Source organism: Afipia birgiae 34632, assembly GCF_000308295.2.
GTDB lineage: Bacteria > Pseudomonadota > Alphaproteobacteria > Rhizobiales > Xanthobacteraceae > Afipia > Afipia birgiae.
The window spans coordinates 1,716,164-1,736,557 of sequence record NZ_HG326652.1 but is presented as its reverse complement, the minus strand read 5'-3'; the positions used below and the strand labels follow the sequence as shown (position 1 = coordinate 1,736,557).

The 20,394-nt window shown below is 58.6% G+C and carries 18 protein-coding genes and 2 pseudogenes; 18 read left to right on the top strand and 2 right to left on the bottom strand.

Annotated elements, in window-relative coordinates:
* The first annotated feature begins 15 nt into the window (after positions 1 to 15).
* Complete coding sequence (glcF, locus tag BN32_RS08325; protein ID WP_019197696.1) at positions 16 to 1,317, top strand: glycolate oxidase subunit GlcF; 1,302 nt, start codon at positions 16 to 18, stop codon at positions 1,315 to 1,317.
* A 260-nt stretch (positions 1,318 to 1,577) separates the two neighbouring features.
* Here the strand turns inward: glcF and BN32_RS08320 are convergent, their stop codons facing one another.
* Positions 1,578 to 2,090: a LysR substrate-binding domain-containing protein gene (locus BN32_RS08320; protein WP_019197695.1), complete on the bottom strand. Its 513-nt coding sequence runs from the start codon at positions 2,088 to 2,090 to the stop codon at positions 1,578 to 1,580.
* 3 nt (positions 2,091 to 2,093) lie between these two features.
* Between BN32_RS08320 and BN32_RS08315 the strand changes: the two are divergent.
* From BN32_RS08315 to BN32_RS26105, 13 genes and pseudogenes are all read left to right on the top strand, one after another.
* Positions 2,094 to 2,756, top strand: a pseudogene (locus BN32_RS08315) (electron transfer flavoprotein subunit alpha/FixB family protein); the annotation flags it as partial.
* Positions 2,757 to 3,031: 275 nt separating this feature from the next.
* A complete protein-coding gene (locus BN32_RS08310; RefSeq protein WP_019197693.1) occupies positions 3,032 to 4,054 on the top strand; it encodes a glycoside hydrolase family 88 protein in 1,023 nt (340 codons plus the stop codon).
* Positions 4,055 to 4,065: 11 nt separating this feature from the next.
* Positions 4,066 to 5,229 (top strand): CaiB/BaiF CoA transferase family protein, encoded by a 1,164-nt coding sequence (locus tag BN32_RS08305; RefSeq protein WP_019197692.1) that lies wholly within the window; start codon positions 4,066 to 4,068, stop codon positions 5,227 to 5,229.
* A 46-nt stretch (positions 5,230 to 5,275) separates the two neighbouring features.
* A complete protein-coding gene (locus BN32_RS08300) occupies positions 5,276 to 6,403 on the top strand; it encodes an acyl-CoA dehydrogenase family protein (protein ID WP_019197691.1) in 1,128 nt (375 codons plus the stop codon).
* Positions 6,404 to 6,412: 9 nt separating this feature from the next.
* Positions 6,413 to 7,588 carry a CaiB/BaiF CoA transferase family protein gene (locus BN32_RS08295; RefSeq protein ID WP_019197690.1) on the top strand — a complete coding sequence of 392 codons (1,176 nt, stop codon included), beginning with the start codon at positions 6,413 to 6,415 and terminating at the stop codon, positions 7,586 to 7,588.
* A gap of 69 nt (positions 7,589 to 7,657) precedes the next feature.
* Positions 7,658 to 11,119 (top strand): indolepyruvate ferredoxin oxidoreductase family protein, encoded by a 3,462-nt coding sequence (locus tag BN32_RS08290; protein ID WP_019197689.1) that lies wholly within the window; start codon positions 7,658 to 7,660, stop codon positions 11,117 to 11,119.
* Positions 11,116 to 11,973: a branched-chain amino acid ABC transporter permease gene (locus tag BN32_RS08285; protein WP_019197688.1), complete on the top strand. Its 858-nt coding sequence runs from the start codon at positions 11,116 to 11,118 to the stop codon at positions 11,971 to 11,973. Before BN32_RS08290 ends, BN32_RS08285 begins: the two co-directional genes overlap by 4 nt.
* The gene (locus tag BN32_RS08280) at positions 11,970 to 12,911 is read left to right on the top strand and encodes a branched-chain amino acid ABC transporter permease (RefSeq protein ID WP_019197687.1); all 942 of its coding nucleotides are present in this window, start codon (positions 11,970 to 11,972) and stop codon (positions 12,909 to 12,911) included. The genes BN32_RS08285 and BN32_RS08280 overlap by 4 nt, the downstream gene beginning before the upstream one ends.
* Positions 12,901 to 13,686, top strand: a complete 786-nt coding sequence (locus BN32_RS08275; RefSeq protein ID WP_019197686.1) for an ABC transporter ATP-binding protein — start codon at positions 12,901 to 12,903, stop codon at positions 13,684 to 13,686. Before BN32_RS08280 ends, BN32_RS08275 begins: the two co-directional genes overlap by 11 nt.
* Positions 13,679 to 14,410, top strand: coding sequence for an ABC transporter ATP-binding protein (locus BN32_RS08270; protein ID WP_019197685.1), 732 nt, complete (start codon positions 13,679 to 13,681; stop codon positions 14,408 to 14,410). Before BN32_RS08275 ends, BN32_RS08270 begins: the two co-directional genes overlap by 8 nt.
* Before the next feature lie 26 nt (positions 14,411 to 14,436).
* Positions 14,437 to 15,588, top strand: coding sequence for an ABC transporter substrate-binding protein (locus BN32_RS08265; RefSeq protein WP_244438114.1), 1,152 nt, complete (start codon positions 14,437 to 14,439; stop codon positions 15,586 to 15,588).
* Positions 15,589 to 15,721: 133 nt separating this feature from the next.
* Complete coding sequence (locus tag BN32_RS08260) at positions 15,722 to 16,369, top strand: TetR/AcrR family transcriptional regulator (RefSeq protein WP_019197683.1); 648 nt, start codon at positions 15,722 to 15,724, stop codon at positions 16,367 to 16,369.
* 101 nt (positions 16,370 to 16,470) lie between these two features.
* A pseudogene (locus BN32_RS26105) lies at positions 16,471 to 16,804 on the top strand (transposase family protein); the annotation flags it as partial.
* Between the two features lie 367 nt (positions 16,805 to 17,171).
* Here BN32_RS26105 and BN32_RS08255 read toward each other — a convergent pair.
* Positions 17,172 to 17,867, bottom strand: a complete 696-nt coding sequence (locus BN32_RS08255) for a GntR family transcriptional regulator (protein ID WP_019197681.1) — start codon at positions 17,865 to 17,867, stop codon at positions 17,172 to 17,174.
* Positions 17,868 to 18,095: 228 nt separating this feature from the next.
* Between BN32_RS08255 and BN32_RS08250 the strand changes: the two genes are divergently transcribed.
* The 4 genes from BN32_RS08250 to BN32_RS08235 are packed head-to-tail and all read left to right on the top strand — an operon-like array spanning position 18,096 to position 20,372.
* Positions 18,096 to 18,884 (top strand): sterol desaturase family protein, encoded by a 789-nt coding sequence (locus BN32_RS08250; RefSeq protein ID WP_040426148.1) that lies wholly within the window; start codon positions 18,096 to 18,098, stop codon positions 18,882 to 18,884.
* 45 nt (positions 18,885 to 18,929) lie between these two features.
* The gene (locus BN32_RS08245) at positions 18,930 to 19,352 is read left to right on the top strand and encodes a hypothetical protein (RefSeq protein WP_019197679.1); all 423 of its coding nucleotides are present in this window, start codon (positions 18,930 to 18,932) and stop codon (positions 19,350 to 19,352) included.
* Between the two features lie 15 nt (positions 19,353 to 19,367).
* The gene (locus tag BN32_RS08240) at positions 19,368 to 19,553 is read left to right on the top strand and encodes a hypothetical protein (RefSeq protein ID WP_040425579.1); all 186 of its coding nucleotides are present in this window, start codon (positions 19,368 to 19,370) and stop codon (positions 19,551 to 19,553) included.
* A 57-nt stretch (positions 19,554 to 19,610) separates the two neighbouring features.
* Positions 19,611 to 20,372 carry an SDR family NAD(P)-dependent oxidoreductase gene (locus tag BN32_RS08235; protein WP_019197677.1) on the top strand — a complete coding sequence of 254 codons (762 nt, stop codon included), beginning with the start codon at positions 19,611 to 19,613 and terminating at the stop codon, positions 20,370 to 20,372.
* The last annotated feature ends 22 nt before the right edge of the window (positions 20,373 to 20,394 follow it).

The window sequence follows — 20,394 nt, the reverse complement described above, 5'->3', positions numbered from 1 at the left end:
GAAGATCGGAATCCTATGCAAACGAATTTCTCGCTGGCAGCGCTCGCCGAGCCGCACATGAACGAGTCGGAGAAGATTCTTCGCGCCTGCGTCCATTGCGGGTTTTGTACTGCCACATGTCCGAGCTACCTGCTGATGGGAGACGAACTGGACAGTCCGCGCGGGCGAATCTACCTCATCAAAGACATGTTCGAGAATGAAAAGCCGGCGAGCGAGAAGGTCGTCAAACATGTGGACCGCTGCCTGTCCTGTCTCTCCTGCATGACGACCTGTCCGTCAGGGGTGCACTATATGCATCTGGTGGATCATGCGCGGGCGCACATTGCGAAGACCTACAAGCGCCCTTTGGTCGATCGTGTTCTGCGGGGCATACTGGCAGCGGTGCTGCCGTATCCAAAACGACTGAGACTGGCGCTGTTGTCGGCGGCCGCGGTCAGGCCGATGAGGACATGGATCGCCGGGTTTCCGGGAGGCGCGCAGTTGGCTGCCATGGTCGATCTTGCTCCGGCTCTGAAAGCACGGAGGTCCGCTCCCCGGGAATTGGTCGTGCAGGATAGGCGCGGCAGGGTCGCAATATTGACCGGCTGCGCCCAGCAGGTCATCGATCCTAACATCAACGACGCCGCGATCCGGTTGCTGAATCGTCACGGCATCGAGGTGACAAGCCCGCGCGGTGGGGGATGTTGCGGGGCTCTGGTGCATCATATGGGTTACGAGGAATCGGCGCTGGGGGCAGCCCGGCGCAACGTCGATGCCTGGACACGGGAGCTTGACCAGGGCGGGCTCGATGCCATCATCATCACAGCGTCAGGCTGCGGGACGACTGTTAAAGATTATGGATTCATGCTTCGCGAGGACAAGGCATACGCCCGCAAGGCTGCGCGCATTTCCGCGCTCGCACAGGATATCTCAGAGTATCTCTATAAACTTCAGCTTCAGGGGCCCGTTAGGACTACGGGTCAGATCGTCGCGTATCATTCCGCGTGCTCGATGCAGCACGGTCAGCGCATCGCGGATCAGCCGAAATCACTTCTGAAGCAGATGGGATTTGTCGTTAGGGACGTTCCAGAAAGCCACATCTGTTGCGGCTCTGCGGGGACCTACAATATTCTGCAGCCCGAGATCGCAGACCGGCTCCGGTTACGCAAGGTAGCGAATATCGAAAAGATAAAGCCGCAAATCATCGCGAGCGGCAATCTTGGGTGCATGACACAGATCGGCGCCGGGACGGCTATTCCGATAGTTCACACCGTAGAGTTGCTTGATTGGGCCACTGGCGGTCCGTTACCCGATGCCATGAAAGGCCGCTTCAATTAATAGTGGGCCGCTTTGCCCGTCAGGGGCTGACCGTCTCCTTGCGTGACGCCCTACGCTGCAAGGCCCACCGCTATTGCGGTTCGGGATGCACCGTCTTCGTGATGCATCCGTCCAATCCATCGAAAACGTCTGCAGATTATCTTAGTGCGGCCCGTCTTGATACTTTCGATGGGGGAATTGACCCGGTCGGCCTTAAGCCGCTTCACGTGCCGTACGCGAAGGAAATCGACCTCATTCATCAGTTGGAGGGCTATAGTATCTCACAGGCTGGATTTGAATTCGTCAATTATCCATTCCTTGAACGAGCTTGCGCTATCGCGACTCATGCTGCTGTCCGGGAAGACTAGATAGTACGCCTCCTGTGTCTTCACTCTCATGGAAAATGGCATTATGAGGCGCCCGCTCTGCAATTCGTCTTTTATCAGTATCTCGGGCAAGAGGGCGCTCCCGAGGCTGGCGATGACTGCTTGTATAACCATATAGAAATGCTCAAAGCGGGGTCCGGCCCAAGGGTTCGCGTTTGGCGCGCCGGTCTGAGCGAACCAGTCGCGCCAAATGTTCGGTCGCTTCGACTGCTGAAGAAGCGTGCCGGCTGCTATAGCCTCAGGCGAGGTGATCGCCTGTCCGCAGGGACGGTATCCGGGCGCGACGACTAGTACTAAGTCCTCGCGCGAGATGCGTATACTTTTCACACCCTTCCAATTGCCCTCGCCGTAATAGATGCCGAGATCGAATTGCTCATTGAAGAGTTCGGCATCACCGGAACGCGTCACACTGCGACCTCGCGCTTCAAGAACGTGATGCCGCGCGTCGCAGCCCTGCTCGACGTGATGCAGATTTCCGAAATCATCAAGGTGGTTTCGCCTGACACGTTCGAGCGGCCGATCTATGCCGGCAACGCGATCCAGACCGTGAAGTCCAAGGATGCCAAGAAGGTCATCACCGTGCGCACGTCGACGTTCGCCGCGGCCGGCGATGGCGGCAGCGCGTCGGTCGAAAACGCTGCGGCTGCGGCCGATCCGGCGCTGTCGAGCTTCGTCGGCGAGGAAGTCGCCAAGAGCGATCGTCCCGAACTGACCTCGGCCAAGATCATCGTCTCCGGTGGCCGCGCCATGCAGAGCCGCGAGAACTTCACCAAGTACATCGAGCCGCTGGCGGACAAACTGGGCGCCGGCGTCGGCGCGTCGCGCGCCGCGGTGGACGCAGGTTATGCGCCGAACGACTGGCAGGTCGGCCAGACCGGCAAGGTGGTCGCGCCTGAACTGTACATCGCCATCGGTATTTCCGGCGCGATCCAGCATCTGGCCGGCATGAAGGACTCCAAGGTGATCGTCGCGATCAACAAGGACGAGGACGCGCCGATCTTCCAGGTGGCGGACTACGGCCTGGTCGCCGACCTCTATCAGGCCGTTCCTGAGCTGACCGAGGAATTCCTGTAGTTCCTTATCGTTCCTTGTACCGCTGCGGGTTCGCCCAATTGGCGAATGGTTTGATGTAGTGGGGCGGACGCCGGTGGCGACTATCGTCTATAAGATGGATCGCGGGTTTTAGCGCCGGCAGGGTGTGCGGGCTGCATGGTCGTGACGATGGGCGGCAACTCGATGCCGGTGCGACGGCAACTCTTCTTCGTCTAAAAATAGGGCTCGATCGCTTGACATGGTATTGACTATCCGGATAGTAAGTAAAAAACTCATCAAATGGGGGGAAATGCTCGATGGACATTGATGCTCTTATTTGTCGCGTGACAGAATTTACGCTGGCTCATCCAGATGAGCGCGACTGCTGGACGAAGGCGACGGCGATCACTGGGCTGCTCGCTGATAGCGATCCAGCGGTCGTTGCCGCCGCGGACCGTTGGCTGCAGCACGCGACTGCGACGCAGCGTTCCAATGGGCATCTTAACTATTCCGACGCCGTGCAGGGTGTCGGGGGGCATATACGCTCTTTCACGCCGACCGCATCACTGTCGGCCAGTCTGGGTTATCCGCTTCTGCTCCGATATCGGCAGAACAGGGACGCGTCATATCTTGAAGCGGCGCGCCGGCAGATGGAGGCCCTGCGAAACAGCCCGCGCACCAGCGATGGAGGCATCTGGGCCCGCGCCGAAGGGCCGGAGCTCTGGATCGACTTCACGCATTTGATGTGTCCGTTCATGGCGCTTTATGGCCAGATCGCGTCGGACCAGAGCGCAATCGATGAAGCGTTCGCGCAGTACCGGGTTCATGTGGCGCACCTGCTCGATCCTCACAAGCACCTCGCGCGGCATGCGTGGTGCGAGAAGCCCGATCATTTCACTCAGTCTACCTTCTGGTCGCGCGGCAATGGCTGGCTTGTCTGTGCATCGGTAGACCTGCTGACCATCGCGCCAGATCATCCGGAGGCGCAGTTTGTCGCCGCAACGTGCTCCCGCGTCCTGAACGCCATGGCTCCTTATCAGGATGCGACCGGCTATTTCTGTCATGTGCTCGATGAGCCGCGTTCGAACCTCGAGGCGTCCGGCACGCTGATGTTCGCTTACGCCGTTGCGTGCGGCGTGCGCCTTGGCGTGGTTGCTGCTACCCTGATGCCGGCGGCAATCAAGGCGTTTCGCACGGTTGCGCAGGCGGTCGAGCCGGCAGGCAAGGTGCCGGGCGTCGCCGTCCCGCCGGGCGGTCCCGGTGTCCCGTTCGACTGGACGCTGTTCGGGCAGGGGTTCTTCCTCCTCGCGGCGCGCGAACTCAAAAACCAACTTTCCTGAAAGAAAAGAAGATGACGGTTTCCACCAGCCAGAAAGCCGCCCGGCCGCTTGCCGGCGTGCGCGTCCTCGATATGTCGCGCCTTGCGCCGGGGCCGTATTGCACGATGTTGCTGGCCGATCTCGGCGCGGAGGTGATTGCTGTCACCGGAGGCCGCGCGGGATCGCCCGTGCCTTCCTTCGCGCGGGGCAAGCGTTTTGTCGCGCTGGATCTGAAATCGAAGGTCGGGCGCAAGGCTCTGCATCGGCTCGCGGCCACGGTCGATGTTTTCGTCGAAAGCTTCCGGCCGGGCGTCTCCGCGCGGCTCGGTGCGGGATATGAGGAACTGAGCCGGATCAATCCGCGCCTGATCTACTGCTCTCTGACGGGCTATGGTCAAGAAGGTCCCCTCGCGCAGGAAGCCGGGCACGACATCAACTATCTGGCGCTGACCGGTGTGCTTGGCGCGATTGGTCCTCATGATCGTCCACCCACCGCGCCTCTGAACATCATCGCGGACTTCGCCGCTGGCGGATTGACCGCCGTGACCGGTATCCTGGCGGCGCTGTTCGAGCGTGTCACATCTGGCCGGGGCCAGTTCGTTGATGCCGCCATGATCGATGGCTGCATGTCGCTGATGGCGATGCATTATCCTGTCTGGAATCAGAAGGTGATGCCAGATCGCGGTGTGGGATGGATCGCCGGCACCGCACCTTATTATCGCTGCTACGCATGCTCAGATAAGGGCTATGTCTCGGTGGGGCCGCTCGAGCCGCAGTTCTTCGCCAAGCTGTGGGAGGACATCGGCGAAGGCGACCTACCGGACCAGATGGACATCCGGCAATGGCCGAAGATCGAACAGGTCTTCGAGAAAACATTCTCCTCGCAGCCGCGCGACCATTGGGCGGAGCGTTATGCGGGGCGCGACGTCTGCGTTCTGCCGGTTCTAAACCCTGATGAGGTTTGGGAGCATCCCCATATTCAGGCGCGCTTTCCCGGCGCCGGACCGGAAAACGTGCCTGCCATTCCCCGTTTCGGCCGTACCGCGGTAACGCCAAGCGCGCTCGATGAAAGCGATCAGTCCGACGCGATTCTCGCAGAAGCGGGTTTGACGCCTGATGAAATCGCGAAAGCGAGCCCCGAAAGCGAACGCGCGAACAACGGGTGGAGCGGCTGGCCGCCCGTCTTCAAGGGTTGAACCCAAGACAGAACAACAGGTCCATCATAATCGAAAGACATCCATTATGTCCCATCTCGAAGCTGAATACCGGGATTTCCGCACCTCTGTCAGGCGCTTTGCGAATGATGAACTCGCTCCGCGTGCGGCGATGCTCGACCGCGAACAGATGCCTCCGGTCGAATCGTTTGCCGCGAGCCTCAGCCTCGGTCTGCCGAGCCTGCCATATCCGCAGCATCTTGGAGGTGGGGAGGGCGATATCTATGCGCAGTGCGTGGCGATGGAAGAACTGTCCCGCGTCTGTGCTTCGACGGCGCTTGCGATTTCGAGCAGCTGGATTCTGATGGCAGTTGTTGCCTTCGGTACGGAAGCCCAGCAGAACGAAGTTATCCCGCAGATCACCAGCGGAAAGGCGCGATGCGCGTGGGGGCTCACCGAACCGAAAGGCGGTTCGGATCTGATGGCCGCATCGACGAAGGCGGTCCAGTCCGGCGATGGCTGGGTTCTGAACGGCACCAAGCGTTTCATCACCAACGGCGGCTGGGCTGATTGGTACCTCGTATTTGCGCGGACGACCGAGAAGCGTTTCGGTCTTTTCCTCGTCAACAAGGCTGATCCCGGGGTTTCGTTCGGAGCGCCTGAGCGCAAGATGGGCATGCGGGGAAGCCCGACCTCCGATGTCATCATGGACAATGTTGCTCTGCCGGAATCGCGCCTGCTTGGCGATCCGGAGCAGGGCGCGCGCTACATCACGGAAGCGCTGCTGAAATCACGGCTCCAGATGTCGGCGCATGCCCTCGGGATTGCCGCGGGTGCGCTCGATGCCGCGCTTCGCTACACGACAGAGCGCGAGCAGTTCGGCCAGTCGATTTCGAAATTTCAGATGATCCGCGCCATGGCGGCGGAGATGGCGATCAAGGTGGAATCGTCCCGCTCCGTGCTGCGTCATGCTTGTGAACTGTTCATCGCGGGCGATCCCGAAGTGAAGCTCCACGCATCGATCGCCAAGGTGCTTTGCTCCGACACGGCCATGGCTGTGACGACCGACGCGGTCCAGCTTCATGGCGGCTACGGCTATCTGGAAGACTATGCGGTGGAACGCATGATGCGCGACGCAAAAGTCACGCAGATCTGGGAAGGCACGAACCAGATCCAGCGGATGATGATCGCCAAGGAAATCTACGAAGCAGTCTGAGGAAACGTCATGTCGATTCTGGAAGGCATCAAGGTCATTGAGCTTTGCGAGGTCTATCAGGGACCGCTGGCTGGCCAGACGCTCGCGGACTATGGCGCGCGCGTCATTAAGGTTGAGCGGCCGCCGGTTGGCGATCCGATGCGGCTTGGCGATTTCTACGCGGCGGAAAACAACCTGATGAGCGGTTACTACGCCGCAGTGAATCGCAACAAGGAATGTGTCTGTCTCGATTTGAAAAATGATGAGGGACGGGCAGCGCTGCTGGAGCTTCTCAAGACGGCGGACGTCGTGCTGCACAACTACCGGCCGGGCGTCATGGAACGGCTGGGTTTCGGGTATGAGGAGCTTTCGGAGATCAATCCCCGTCTGATCTATGCGGCGGCGAGCGGTTTTGGCGAGACCGGTCCGCTTGCCGAGATGGCGGGACAGGATCTCGTGATCCAGTCGATCTCCGGCATCGCGATGAAGAACGCACGCGCGAGTGGTGTACCAAGCTATTTGAATGTCCCACTTACGGACTACGCGTCAGGCCTGCTGCTGGTGCAGGGGATTCTGCTGGCGCTGATCGAGCGCGGAAAGTCTGGCGTCGGCCAGAAGGTCACGTCGTCGCTGTTCGACGCGGCCGTTGCCATGCAGAGCCTTGAGGCGGCGTCGATCCTGAACTACGGCTATGAGACGCGCTGGTTTGACCGGGCGCCAAACTTCCCGGTCGAGACATCCGACGGATGGATCACGGTGCTTGGTTTCTTCCGCGACAATCCGCTTCAACTGGTCTGCCAAGCGCTCAGCGTTCCGGATCTGAGCGCTGAACTGAATGTGCCGTTGGCGAACGATCAGATCGATATCCGCGACAAGATTGTCGAGCGGCTGACGCCGGAGTTTCGCAAGTTCAAGGCTGCCGACATCGTCGCGCGCCTCCAGAAGGTCGGCATTCTCGCAGCGCCGGTGCTCTCGTTCGAGCAGACGCTGGCGCTGCCGCAGGTCGAGAACAATCGCCTGATCGTCACGGTTCCCGTTGAAGGGCAGCCGGACATGAAACTGGTCGATCAGCCGCTGAAGTTCTCGCGCTCGCAGCGCCCCGCGGTCCGCGCGCCGGGCAAGCTTGGCGCGCAGACACGCACTGTTCTCGCCGAGCACGGCTTCGATGAGGCTCGGATCGAAAAGGCATCTGGTCTGCCGATCTGACTGATGTGCCGGCCCGCGTGAAATCGCGCGGCCGCTTCTTCCGCCAACCCTGTTTGGAACGTTCGCGTCATGACAACGGCAAATGCCAGCCCAGCGCCAGCCCGCCCCGAGATCACGCTGGCTGACAAATATGTGCAGGAGGTAGGCGAGGTTTTCCTGTCGGGAAATCAGGCGCTGGTCCGTTTGCCATTGCAGCAGCAGTCGCGTGACGCGCTCGCAGGACTGAATACGGCTGGCTTTATTTCGGGCTATCGCGGCTCGCCGCTCGGCAGACTCGATATGGAACTCTGGCAGGTTGGCGATCTACTCAAAAAATCGAACATCCGCTTTCAGCCCGCCATTAACGAGGACCTTGCCGCGACAGCGGTGTGGGGTACACAGCAAACCGCCAACTTTCCCGGCGCACGTGTCAGCGGCGTATTCGGAATCTGGTACGGCAAGGGCCCCGGCGTGGATCGCAGCGGTGATGCACTGAAACACGCCAACGCCGCGGGAACGGCGCCGCTCGGCGGCGTGCTCGCACTGGCCGGCGACGATCACGGCGCAAAATCGTCCACGCAAGCGCATCAATCCGATTACGCGCTGATCGCCGCAGGTATCCCGGTTATCTATCCGTCGAATGTGCAGGAGATTCTCGATTACGGCCTGCATGGCATTGCGATGAGCCGCTATGCGGGTTGCTGGGTTTCGATGAAGCTCGTGACCGATGTGGTGGAAGGTACGAGTTCCGTCACTGTTGGGCCGGACAGTCCGCGCATTGTTCTCCCAGCGCCTGTCTCGGCCGATGCGCATATCAAGCGCATTGCCATGCCGAAGTCCCAGGAGGAGGCGCTCTATGGCCTTCGGCTTCCGGCTGCACTTGATTATGCGCGCCTTAATCATCTAAATGATATTCGTGTGGCTGCGCCGAATGCCACCATCGGCATCGTCTCGGCGGGAAAGTCCTATGGTGATACGCGGCTGGCGCTGGAGCGCCTTGCGGCGGACGGTTATCCGGTCGGCAACATCCGCGTGCTCAAGATCGGCATGGTGTGGCCCCTCGATCCGGAGATCGTGCGCACCTTCGCACGCGGGCTGCAGACCATTCTTGTCATCGAAGAAAAGCGCCCGCTGCTGGAAGACCAGATCAAGACGATCCTGTTTGACGATGCGACGCGGCCGAAGATCATCGGGAAGTTCGAAGGCGACAACGTCTGGTCGCCTTCGCGCGGTGCGGAAGCCTTTTCAATGGTGGGCGAACTGAGCCCGGACGACATCGCAGCACGGCTTCGGAAGATTCTTGGCCTTGAGCCGAAGTCGTCTCATTTCTCTAGACTGATCGCGAATTCTGTCGTCGAGCGCGCGCCGACCTTCTGTTCCGGATGCCCGCACAGCACGTCCACGAGGCTGCCTGATGGTAGCCTCGCGCTCGCGGGCATCGGCTGTCATTCGATTGCGCTGCTCCGCAATCCCATGCTCACCGGACCGATTGCACATATGGGTGCTGAAGGCGCGATGTGGATGGGCATGTCGCCTTTCACTGACACGCCACACATGTTCGCCAATATCGGCGATGGCACCTACTATCATTCCGGGTTCCTGGCGATCAGGCAGGCTATCGCCGCGAAAGTAACCATCACCTACAAGCTGCTGCTGAACGGCTTCGTGTCGATGACCGGCGGCCAGCCGATCGAGGGCGAACTGACGCCGCGTCAGATCGCGACCGAACTGCTGGCTGAAGGCGTGGCGCAGATATCGATCGTGACTGACGATCCGGAAAAGTATTCCGCTCAGGCGCTTCCCGGAGGTATTCTCGTTCACCATCGCGACCGGCTCGACGCCGTGCAGCGCGAACTACGCGAGAAGAGCGGCGTGACCGTGCTGATCTATGATCAGATGTGCGCCACTGAACGTCGCCGTCTGCGCAAGCGCGGAAAGTTCGCGGAATCCGAGAAGCGTAGTTTCATCAACCCGGCTGTTTGCGAAGGCTGCGGCGATTGTGGCGACAAGTCCAACTGCCTGTCCATCGAGCCGCTGGAGACGGAATACGGCCGCAAGCGACGCATCAATCAGGCGTCCTGCAACACCGATCTGTCATGCGTGAAAGGCTTCTGTCCGAGCTTCGTGACGGTTGTCGGGGGCAAGGTTCGCAAGCCCGCAGTCAAGGATCTGGTGATTCCGGACACAAGCTCGCTGCCGGAGCCGCAATTGCCGCCGCTTGAGCGTGCGATCGGAATGCTGGTGACCGGCATTGGCGGCACGGGCGTGATCACGCTTGGCGCCATCATCGGCATGGCGGGTCATCTCGATGGCATCCATGCCGCAACGCTCGATCTCACGGGTCTCGCCCAGAAGTACGGGGCGGTGATGTCACATATCCGGCTCGCGCGCGAAAGGGCCCAGTTGCACAGCTATCGTCTGGCGGAGGGCGAGGCGGATATCGTCATCGGTTGCGATCTGATCGTTGCCGCGTCGCAGGAGGCCATCGAGAAGATGGAGCCGACGCGCACGCGCGCGATTCTTGGCGCCGAGGTGAGTCCGACGCGTGATTTCACCGACAATCCGGACTGGCATGTCGATGGCGATGCGCTGGTCGATCGGGTCGCCGCAGTGTCACACGAAGCGCGCGCCATTCGCGCTGCCGATCTTGCGCGCGTGCTGGTTGGCGATCCGATTGGAGCCAACATGCTGCTTCTGGGTTACGCTTGGCAGAGCGGATGGATTCCGATTTCGCGTGCATCCATCGAACAGGCGATCCAGCTCAATGGGGCAGCCGTGAAACTCAACATGGCAAGCTTTGCATGGGGACGGCTTGCCGCGCACGACATGTCGAAATTGCCGACCGCGCCGCATGTCGATGCAAGCGATGCGATGGTCGCGCCACGACGGGATGCGCTGGAGGACATACTGAAGCGACGTTGCGCCGATCTGACCGGCTATCAGAACGCTGCATATGCCGATCGCTATCGCAACCTTGTCATGCGTGTAGTCGAAGGAGAGCGGCGGCTTGGACTGGGCGACGATCTGTCGATGGCTGTGGCGCGCTATTATTACAAGCTCCTTGCCTACAAGGATGAGTTCGAGGTGGCGCGGCTTTACTCCGCGCCAGCCTTCCGGCGCGGACTAGAGGAAACGTTCGACGGCGATTTCCGGCTGCGTTTTCATCTGGGCGCAGGGCCATTCGAGCGTCGAGATGAGACCACGGGTGTGCCGGCCAAGACCGAGATCGGTGCATGGGTCCTGCCGGTGTTTCGCGTTCTTTCCAGCCTGCGTTTCCTTCGTGGCAGCGTTCTCGATCCCTTTGCGCGCTCCGACGAGCGCCGCCTCGCGCTGAAGGAAATCGCGCAGTACGAGGCCGATATCGAGCGGTTGCTCAACGGTCTCAGCGAGGAGAAGCACGCCGCCGCGATCGAGATCGCATCTCTGCCGGAACATCTGCGCGGATATGGCCATGTGCGGGAGCGTACGGCAAAGGCGACAGAAACAAGGCGTGCAGAGTTGTGGGAGCGTTTTGCGGCGGGGCGTCAGTTGCAGCTTGTGGGGGCGGCATGATAGCGGAGATTCTCGAATTTCTGATGCGCGGCGCGCTTCTCGGGGCCACCTATGGTCTCCTGGCGTTTCCGATCAGCCTGCTTTTCATCACCACGGACACTGTCGATCTTTCCGTCGGGGCATACGCCGTTCTCGCGGCGGCGATGGCGGCGATGTTCGAGCCGGTTCTGGGTATCACGCTCGGCCTGCTTTCGACGGTCGCCGCGTCGTTTGTCATTGCGCTTCTTGCGCAACACGCGGGCGCTGCGCGCCGCAAGGATCCGCTGACCATTGTTCTGATGACATTCGGCTTGTCGACATTTCTGGAATCGCTGGTTCTCACCATGTATGGCCAGAATCCGATGATCCGCCAGCCATTCCAGTCGTTCTGGAAACTCGGGTTCATCCATGTCAGCCCGCAGGCGGCGATCAATGTGGCGATTGCGATTGTGCTTCTTTCAGTGCTTTTCATCTGGCTGAACTATACGCCATATGGCCGGGATATGCGCGCTTGTGCGGCTAATCCCGCAGCGGCGGAGCTTGCGGGAATCCGTTTCCGTCGGGTTGCCGTAGCAACCTACATGATTGGCGGATTGCTCGCTGGTATCGCCGGAGTTCTGATCCTCTATTCAACCGGCACAAGCTACAGCGCGGGCCTCAGCCTGACGATCACAGGCTTTGGCGCCGCCACGATCCTTGGAATGCATAGTCCGCTGCGCGGCTTTCTCGGCGGTGTCGCCATCGGCGCGGTGGAAGCGCTCTGCACCGGCTATCTTCCCTCCGGCCTCGGCACGGCGGCACCACTTATTTTCATTCTGGTTGTTCTGACTCTTGGTAGAGCCAATGTCGGTCATCCGGCTGGAGGCCGCGCATGATCGGATCATTGCTTCGCCGTCAACGATCGACACTTGTTCTCGCTACTATCCTCGTACCGGTTTCATTCGTCGTCATCAGCCGTCCGTTCTGGCTCGACAACTCGATCCTGATCGCGATTTTTTCGTTGATGGCGCTGTCGGTCGGTCTGGCCTACGGACAGGCCGGTATTCTCTCCATGGCGACGGCGGCTTTTGCTTCCCTCGGTGCGTTTGGAACGGGAATCCTGACCACGCGTTTCGGGTTGTCGCCGTGGCTTGGCCTGATCACAGCGATCGTTGTTCCGGTTCTGCTTGCTTATCTCATCGCGCGATCGTTGGTGCGGCTGTCGCCCTTGCCGCTATCGATCGCCACGCTTCTCATCAGCAGTCTGATCGAACTGGGCGTTCGCGAGGGTGGTGATTTCACCGGCGGCTATATCGGATTGTCCGGCATTCCCCGGTTGTCGCTCGCGCCTGATGCGCAGAGCATGCACTTCCTCGCGTGGGGCGCTGTGCTGGTCGTGATGGCCTTGTATGTCAATCTGATGGATTCGGCGACGGGGCGAGCTGTTCGGACCGCTCGTCACGATCAACTGCGGGCTTCGGCCGATGGCGCGAATGTTCCGCATGTGCTTGCGCTGATGTTCTCCCTGTCGGCGGCGCTGGCGGGCATAGCAGGTTGGCTTTACGCGCATCACCTGACGTTCATTGGTCCGGACTCTCTCGCCACGCATGTTTCCATTCAGGCGCTGCTGATGGCGGTTGTCGGCGGTGCGCAGGCTTTCCTTGGCCCCATCGTAGGCGCGACGATTCTTCTCCTTGTGACGTTGTATCTGCCGGCTGCGGAAACCCAGGGAATGTTTTTCGGCGCGGCGCTCGTTCTGACGCTCGTTCTCGCGCCCAGCGGCCTGCTCGGTTTGCGGTTACCCAGCCTGAAGCGAGGCCGCAATGACAATTGAAGTATCGAATGCCAGCGTGCGTTTTGGCGGCGTCGTCGCGCTGAACGGCGTTTCCGCCACCATCGAGCCGGGTCGCATCGTGACGGTGATCGGACCCAACGGTTCGGGCAAGAGCACGCTGTTCAACACTATTACCGGCATGGTCATTCCCGTATCCGGCTCCGTCTCCGTTGATGGATGGAATCTGGAGGGCGTTCCCACGCACCGGCGCATCTCAGCCGGAATCGCGCGCACATTCCAGACTCCACGCTTCGATCCGCATGTGAGAGTCGAAGAGGCCGTCCTGTGCGGATTCTATCCGCAGGTGCGCGCCGGATTTTTGTCGACGCTGCTGCGGCTGCCAACCGCCGAAAAAGAAGAAGACACATTCCGGGAGCGTGGGGAAAAAGTGCTCGCGGACTTCCGTCTGTCGTCTCTAAGGCATATGGCCCTTGGCGAACTGCCGATGGGACAGGTCCGGCTTGTGGAAGTGGCACGCGCGATCGCCAACGAGCCGAAGTATCTGTTGCTGGACGAACCGGCTGCAGGCCTCAGCAGGGACGAACAACATCTGCTGAGCGAGGAAATTCGCCGCGTCGCCAAGTCTGGCGTCGGAATTCTTCTCGTCGAGCATAATTTTGCGATGGTCCGCGCCCTTTCGGACAACATCATCGTGCTCGATCGGGGTTCGATCCTGCTGGAAGGCCAAGCGCAGGATCTTCTGGAGAGTCAGGCATTTGTCGATGCCTATCTTGGAACGTCGCATGCCAAGCATCGAGAGACGGCAGATGGCTGAATCGGTGCGCGCTTCGGGCGAAACCCTGGTCGCGAAGTCGATCCATGCCTTTCATGGAAGCATTGAGGTCGTGTTTAGCGTCAATGTCACCGTATCATCGGGCGAGCTGTGTGTTGTGCTCGGCGCAAATGGTGCGGGCAAGAGCAGCCTTCTCGGCGCGCTCGCGGGAAGCGTGCGGTCCCGCGGCGAGGTGACGCTGAGTGGTCGTCAAATCGGTCATTTGCCGGCACCGGTGCGGGCGGCGACCGGTCTTGCCTTTGTTCCCGAGCGGCGCGGGAATGTGTTCGCGCAGATGAGCGTTGAGGAAAATATCGAGATCGGTTTGCGCCTGTCGAAGCGCGACCGCCGCCCGAGCGTGCGTCAACATCTGTTCGATCTGTTTCCGATTCTGCATGAGCGCCGTGCAGCATCCGCCGGTTCGCTCAGTGGAGGCGAACAGCAGATGCTTGCGATCGCCATGGCGCTTGGTCGCGAACCTTCAATTCTCCTTCTAGATGAACCGTCTCAGGGACTCGCGCCGGTGATGTTCGATCACCTGCAGCGTGCGTTCGAGGCGCTCAGGAAGGAGGGCCTCGCACTTCTGGTCGCAGAGCAGAACCTGCCATTCGCTGCCCAAATCGCGGACCGATATTTCGTCCTTTCGCATGGTGAGCGCCGTGCGGAAGGCGATGGAGCAGATCTGAGCGAAAGAAGCGACATGCTCGATGCATTCCTGAGCGAGTAGGAACCATGAAAGGGAGGAGTTACAGAATGAAATTCAGGACACTAGTGAAAACAACTATTGCTGCGACGATGGCGGCGGCTATGTTCCAGGCGCCGGCGCGGGCTGACGATCCCGTCAAGGTCGGCGTGATCCTGAGCTTGAACGGACCAGCGGCGGCTTTCGGAATTCCCGAGCGAGATGCTCTCAAACTTCTCGTCGAGAAGCACAACGCTGAAGCGGGAACGCGGAAGATTGATCTGGTCTACTACGATGAGCAGACCAACCCGACCGAGGCGGCGCGCGGTGCCACCAAGCTGATCCAGCAGGAAAAGGTGCAGGCGATCGTCGGGCCGACGATCGGATCGAGCGCACTTGCCTTGATGCCGATTGCCGCCGCGGCCCATGTTCCGGTTCTGGCGCCGGTGGGTGCGATCCCGGTCACATCCAAGACGAGTGGATATTTCCCGTGGATATTCCGCACATGCACGCATGACGAGATGCTTGTCGCTGGCGCGATGGAACTCGGCATCTTCAAGGCCGGATACAAGCGCGTTGCGATCATGTATCAGGAGGATGCCTACGGCAAGAATTCCTCGACCTACGCCACAAAACTTGCTGGCGAGAAGAATGTCGAGATCGTCTCGTCGGTCAGCGCTCCAGGGAACACGGTCGATCTGACGGCTGCGGCGGCCAAAATCCGCAATTCCAATCCGGATGCCGTACTGCTGTGGACTTCGTCTCCGGTGATGGGCGCATCGTTCATGCGTGCCGCCAAGCAGGTCGGTCTTTCCGCTCCAGTCGTTGCCGCAGGCGCGCTGGTGCAGCGGTCCTTCATCGACGCAGCGGGCGACGCCGCCAATGGCGTGATGATGGTGTCGATCGCAAACTGGGACGATCCGTCGCCCAAGCTGAAGGCGCTCGATACGCTGTTGCGCTCGAACGGAAAGACCCCGGCGGGCTTCGGCGAACTTCTGACGACGGCAGCGGCAACCGCATTGTTCGATGCGTTGAAGAAGATCAAGGGCCCCGTGACGGGTGACTCGATTCGTGATGCGCTTGAGAGCGTGTGTACGTCGGACAGTCCGTATCTCGATGGCCGCATCTGCTATACGAAGGACGACCACGAGGGATTCGGAAAAGATTCTCTCAAGACCATTCAAGTATCTGGCGGAAAATTCAAGACAATCGCTGGAAATTGACCGAGGAAATCCAAAGGGGCGGCGAGTGCTGGATAGTATTGCCGTCCCTGAGGTTCTTTAGGCCGCGCTCTTGAGTCAGTCCTAAAATAGTGGTCCGATTGAGGTTTAGATTCGCGACCAGGAGTGGTGATTTATGGTGAGGGCGAAGGGACGTACAAGAAATGATCCCGCCGTCAGCATCGTGCAGATCAAGGAGGCGGCCGTTCGTCTGTTTGCGAGAAATGGTTACGCAAATGCGAGTCTGGAGGAAATCGCTGCAGCCGCAAAATTTACGAAGGGTACTGTTTACTACTATTTTAAGAGCAAGGAACGACTCCTGCTTCAGATATTGGACGACATTGAGGTGCGCTCTATCGCAAGGACCGCTGAAGTCGTGAGAAGTTGTCCGGGATCCGCTGCTGACAAGTTCGTCGAGTTCAATTTTTCTCAAGCTCGCTGGGCTGCGAGTTATCCCAACGATCTAGCCATTCTGATGCTGACCTCGATTGAATCAGCAAATCGCAAGGGAAAAGTTACTAACCGGATAGCGAAGATATACGACAACTTGCGTGGTGTTCTCGAAGAGATTCTTAGCGAAGCTAAAGCTTGCGGGGAAATCCCGAAAGCAGCTTCCACGAAGGAGTTTGTTCTCGCCTTTATGTCGCTTCATGATGGAAATATGCTGCTTTGGTATCGTAGCGGACTTGAGCCGGAGACGGGGCGCCTTCTAACGGCGGCGGCAACCAAAACCGTTTTGGATCGATACAACGAGTTGAAATTCAGCAGCCATAAAACGAGATAGAGAAAAGCGTGGCTGGGGCTCCGACAGTGATGGCCGGGAGCAAAAACGATAGAATGTCTTCCGAACAGCGCGAGTGTTTTCGTTGACGGTGTCACGATGCTAAGCCGAAGATGGTGGTCAGCGACAATGGCAGCGAACTCACCAGCAACGCCATCCTGGCATGGGCTGATCAAACCCGTGTTGAATGGCACTACATCGTGCCGGGGAAACCCATGCAGAATGCCTTCATCGAATCCTTCAACGGTCGGCTCAGAGATGAATTGCTCAACGAGACATTGTTCACGTCATTGGCCCAGGCCCGCGTGGCGCTTGCGGGGCTGGCGCGACGACTACAACGACAACCGTCCACACTCGCGGCTCGGATGGCAGACGTCATCCGCATTCATCGCCCACACGGGCCAATCCAACCGCCGGAGCGAACTCAGAACTGGATAAAACATGGGGGCAACGTCAGTCGCTATTGTATTCTGGAACGCTCGCGACCCTGCTGCGTACATTCGAATCGGCAGGTGTCGGATTTCTGTTTGACGGCATGGTTGCGAAGGGAATCCGCATTCTTTGACCGAACATGATTTAGGTCGACGCGCTCGCGAATGCTCGAAACCTTCTCAACCTCCAGGTGACATCATTGCAGAGCGCGTCGTAAACGGCCCTGCGCCAGCATCTCGTGATCGTTAGGAAACGTTGGTCGACAAACCGCGTGTCATTTTCGTTCCTTTGAAGACTACGACGAGCCAGAAGTCCGCTTCTCAGTTAGACACCTTCTTTCCATTCGCGCTGGCATCGGGAATCTGAACTGAGGCTACACGACAGTGTTTCTGGTAAATTCCTCGATATAATCCAATAATTTATCGGATGCTGCCGCTGCTGATTTCGCGTTACCTCTGCAAATTTGTTCGGCCAAATTCGCGTGCAACACGGCGGTATCAACCAAGCTTGCATGTCTTCTATGATACTTCACCCAAAATCGCCTCGATAGGCCGTGCAGTAACGCCATGGATTTAGCAGCAAACTCATTTTGAGACGCCTCATATTCCAGCTCGGTCAGTCGATTGTCCCAGCGACCAAATATCGTTTCATCGGTGTCCTCGGTAAGCTGCCGCAGATTCGAGCCGATGTTAGCAAATTCCTTCCTCTGTTCTGGACTGGCGCGTTCGGCGGACAGTCGCGCAAGCAAACGTTCAGTCTCCCTTCGCATTTCCAGAAGACTAAGCTGCTTGTGAACGTTCAATTCGCTGACCAGAACTCCCCTTCGTGGAAGAATGAGAACCAAACCTTCGCGTTCCAGACGTCGCAAGGCTTCACGTATCGGTGTTCTGCCCATGCTCAATTGGCCGGCAAGAGTTTGTTCGGAAAGCGCTGCTCCCGGCTGCAATCGCAAGGTAACGATCATCTCCTCCAAAGCCCGATAGGCGTGGTCGGCCAGACTGATATTTGAATCATCGTCGTCGGCTGCGAACGGCTTTTGTCGTTTGTGAACATGATGTTTGCGAAGCATCAGACCATGGCTCTCTCGATTTGGATGGATCAATATGAGTACACATAGCTAACATTTGTCCGATCGCAACGACGCAAATGACCCCTCAGCCGCGCGGTAGAGGGGGCCCACTGCAACAGACTTGACATGTGTCGCGCCCCGAGGCTATGTGGGCGACAACTGAAATTTCAGATGTCGGCAAGCGGGACTGATGGTCTTGAATTGATCCGGCTAGATGGAGGGAAGGTCGTGGAACTGCAGAAATCAGCCATGTCCGATAGGCAGCGCGCGTATCGTGCGACCTATCGTCAACAGATCGCCACTTGGTATAACGGCTGGCTTCACGTCGCTGTGATCTTCGTTTCCGGCTTCGCCGTAATTTACGTCTGCGCTGCCAATTTGCATGACGTTGCGTGGTGGGCGTGGGGCGCCGTTCCTGTTGTTTTCTTGACGTACCAGTTCGGAGAATACTGGGCCCATCGTGTGTGGCTTCACCGGCCTGCGCAGAATGGGGCGCTTCGTGAGCTCTACAATCGCCATACGCTGCAGCATCATCAGTTCTTCACGGACCACGAGATGCGCTTTGCTGATCACATGGACTGGCGTGTCACCTTCTTCCCGCCGTTCACAATGGCCACCATGCTTCTCGTTGCTCTGCCTAGCGCCGTGATCTGCGGTCTGCTCGTCTCGTCAAACGTTGGCTGGCTTGTCATGGCGAGCGTGATTGGCAGTTATATGTGGTACGAGTTCGTTCATTTTTGCTGCCACGTCGAAGACAATTGGTTCCTGATCAACTGTCCGATCGTTAACACCGCGCGCAGGCATCATAAAGCCCATCATGACCACTCCATTATGATGGAAGTCAATATGGGCATCGGAACGCCGATTTTCGATTGGGTCTACGGTACGTCCGATCTCGATCGCGGCTTCTTCGGACACGTCTTCAATGGAAATAGCTGGAAGCACGTAAAGTCGGGCCTGCGAAAAACAGCAAAAACACCGACGCTAAAATTGCAGCGCTTGGCGGAAAGCCAGTGAGCTTGCCTGTCGCTTTGAGTAAATTGCAAGTTGGGAGCAACGTCGATGGAAGCTGCGCTTTCGATTGCCCGTACAGTGGAGCCGGATCTCGTGTCGCTGGGATGGTTCTCCATTCTTTGGCTGGCCTGTTGTCTAAGCGGGCTGACAATTTCCGGCATGCTGCCCTTGGGTGTGCGAGCAAACAATCTCTCGACCCCGAGCGGAACTGGCCTGGTGGTCGTGAACATCTTCTTGCTCTTCTTGCTACTCGCAGGAACGGCTTTGTTTGCTGCGCTTACCCTTCGCGTATCGAGCATCATTCTTATGGCAAGTTGGATATTCCTCTTTGTGCCTGCCATCCTTGATGTGTTTCCCGAGCGTTGGATCGACAGCCGCGGTGGATTGACGGTCTTGCTCTGCGTTCAAGCAGTCGCGCTGGTGATGCTTTGTCGATCCTCTTCTGTCGCAGCTACGCTGTCGATGATTTGAGCGAGGAATAAGATCATGATGGCCAAAATAAAGTCTGTGATTTCGATTCTTGTTCTTGCTGTTGCCTGCTGTATCGCAGCTTACGACTATCGCATCGGACTAATTGCACCGGCTTTGGTATCCGTGGGGGTTGGCCTGTTCGTGGTTTTTGCCATATGGGTCTTTCCCGATGTCAAACCGAAAAGTCAGGTCAACAAATAGGAACGTTGCCTTAGTAGAACAACGTGTTACGGCGTCACCGAGAGATGAGGACTTTTAATGAAGCTGCAGGGCAAGACTTTTCTTATTTCCGGCGCGGCGAGCGGCCTTGGTGAGAGCGCTGCGCGCCTTATGGCGCGCAAAGGAGCTAACATTGTTATCGGCGACATACTCGATGAAGACGCTTCGCGAGTTGCTCAGTCGATCATTTCTGATGGTGGATCTGCGTCGGTCTTTCATCTCGATGTTTGCAATGAATCGGATTGGATCGGTGCGGTGAATTTCGCTGTATCCAGCTATGGCAGGCTCGACGGGCTTGTTAGCAATGCGGGGATCAGCGGGATGATTCCGGATGTCATGGATACGGAATATTTTGATCGTCTCATTGCGATCCACGCTCGTGGAACGTTCCTTGGCATCAAACATTCAGCACCGGCCATTGCCCAGGCTGGCGGTGGATCAATCGTTGCCGTCTCATCCATCGCGGGAAAGGTTGGCGCGGATTACGTCCACATGGGATACAATGCGGCAAAGGCGGCAATACTTCTTCTCGTGAAGTCAGCATCGGGATACTACGCGAAGGACAACATCCGCTCCAACGCGGTTATTCCCGGGTGGATGCCGCCGATGCGCACATCTGTTGCATCTGCCGACCCGGAGTTGCGTCCAAAGCTTCTGAAGTCGGTCCCGTTAGGGCGCACTGGTCTTTTTCCCGAAGTCGCTGAAGCCATCGCCTTCCTGTCATCCGATGAAGCTTCGTACGTTAACGGCGTCGAACTTCCGGTGGATGGCGGGTTTCTGGCATATCGAGCATTTTCGTGACGGTTGTGAGCGGTTGTCGCGA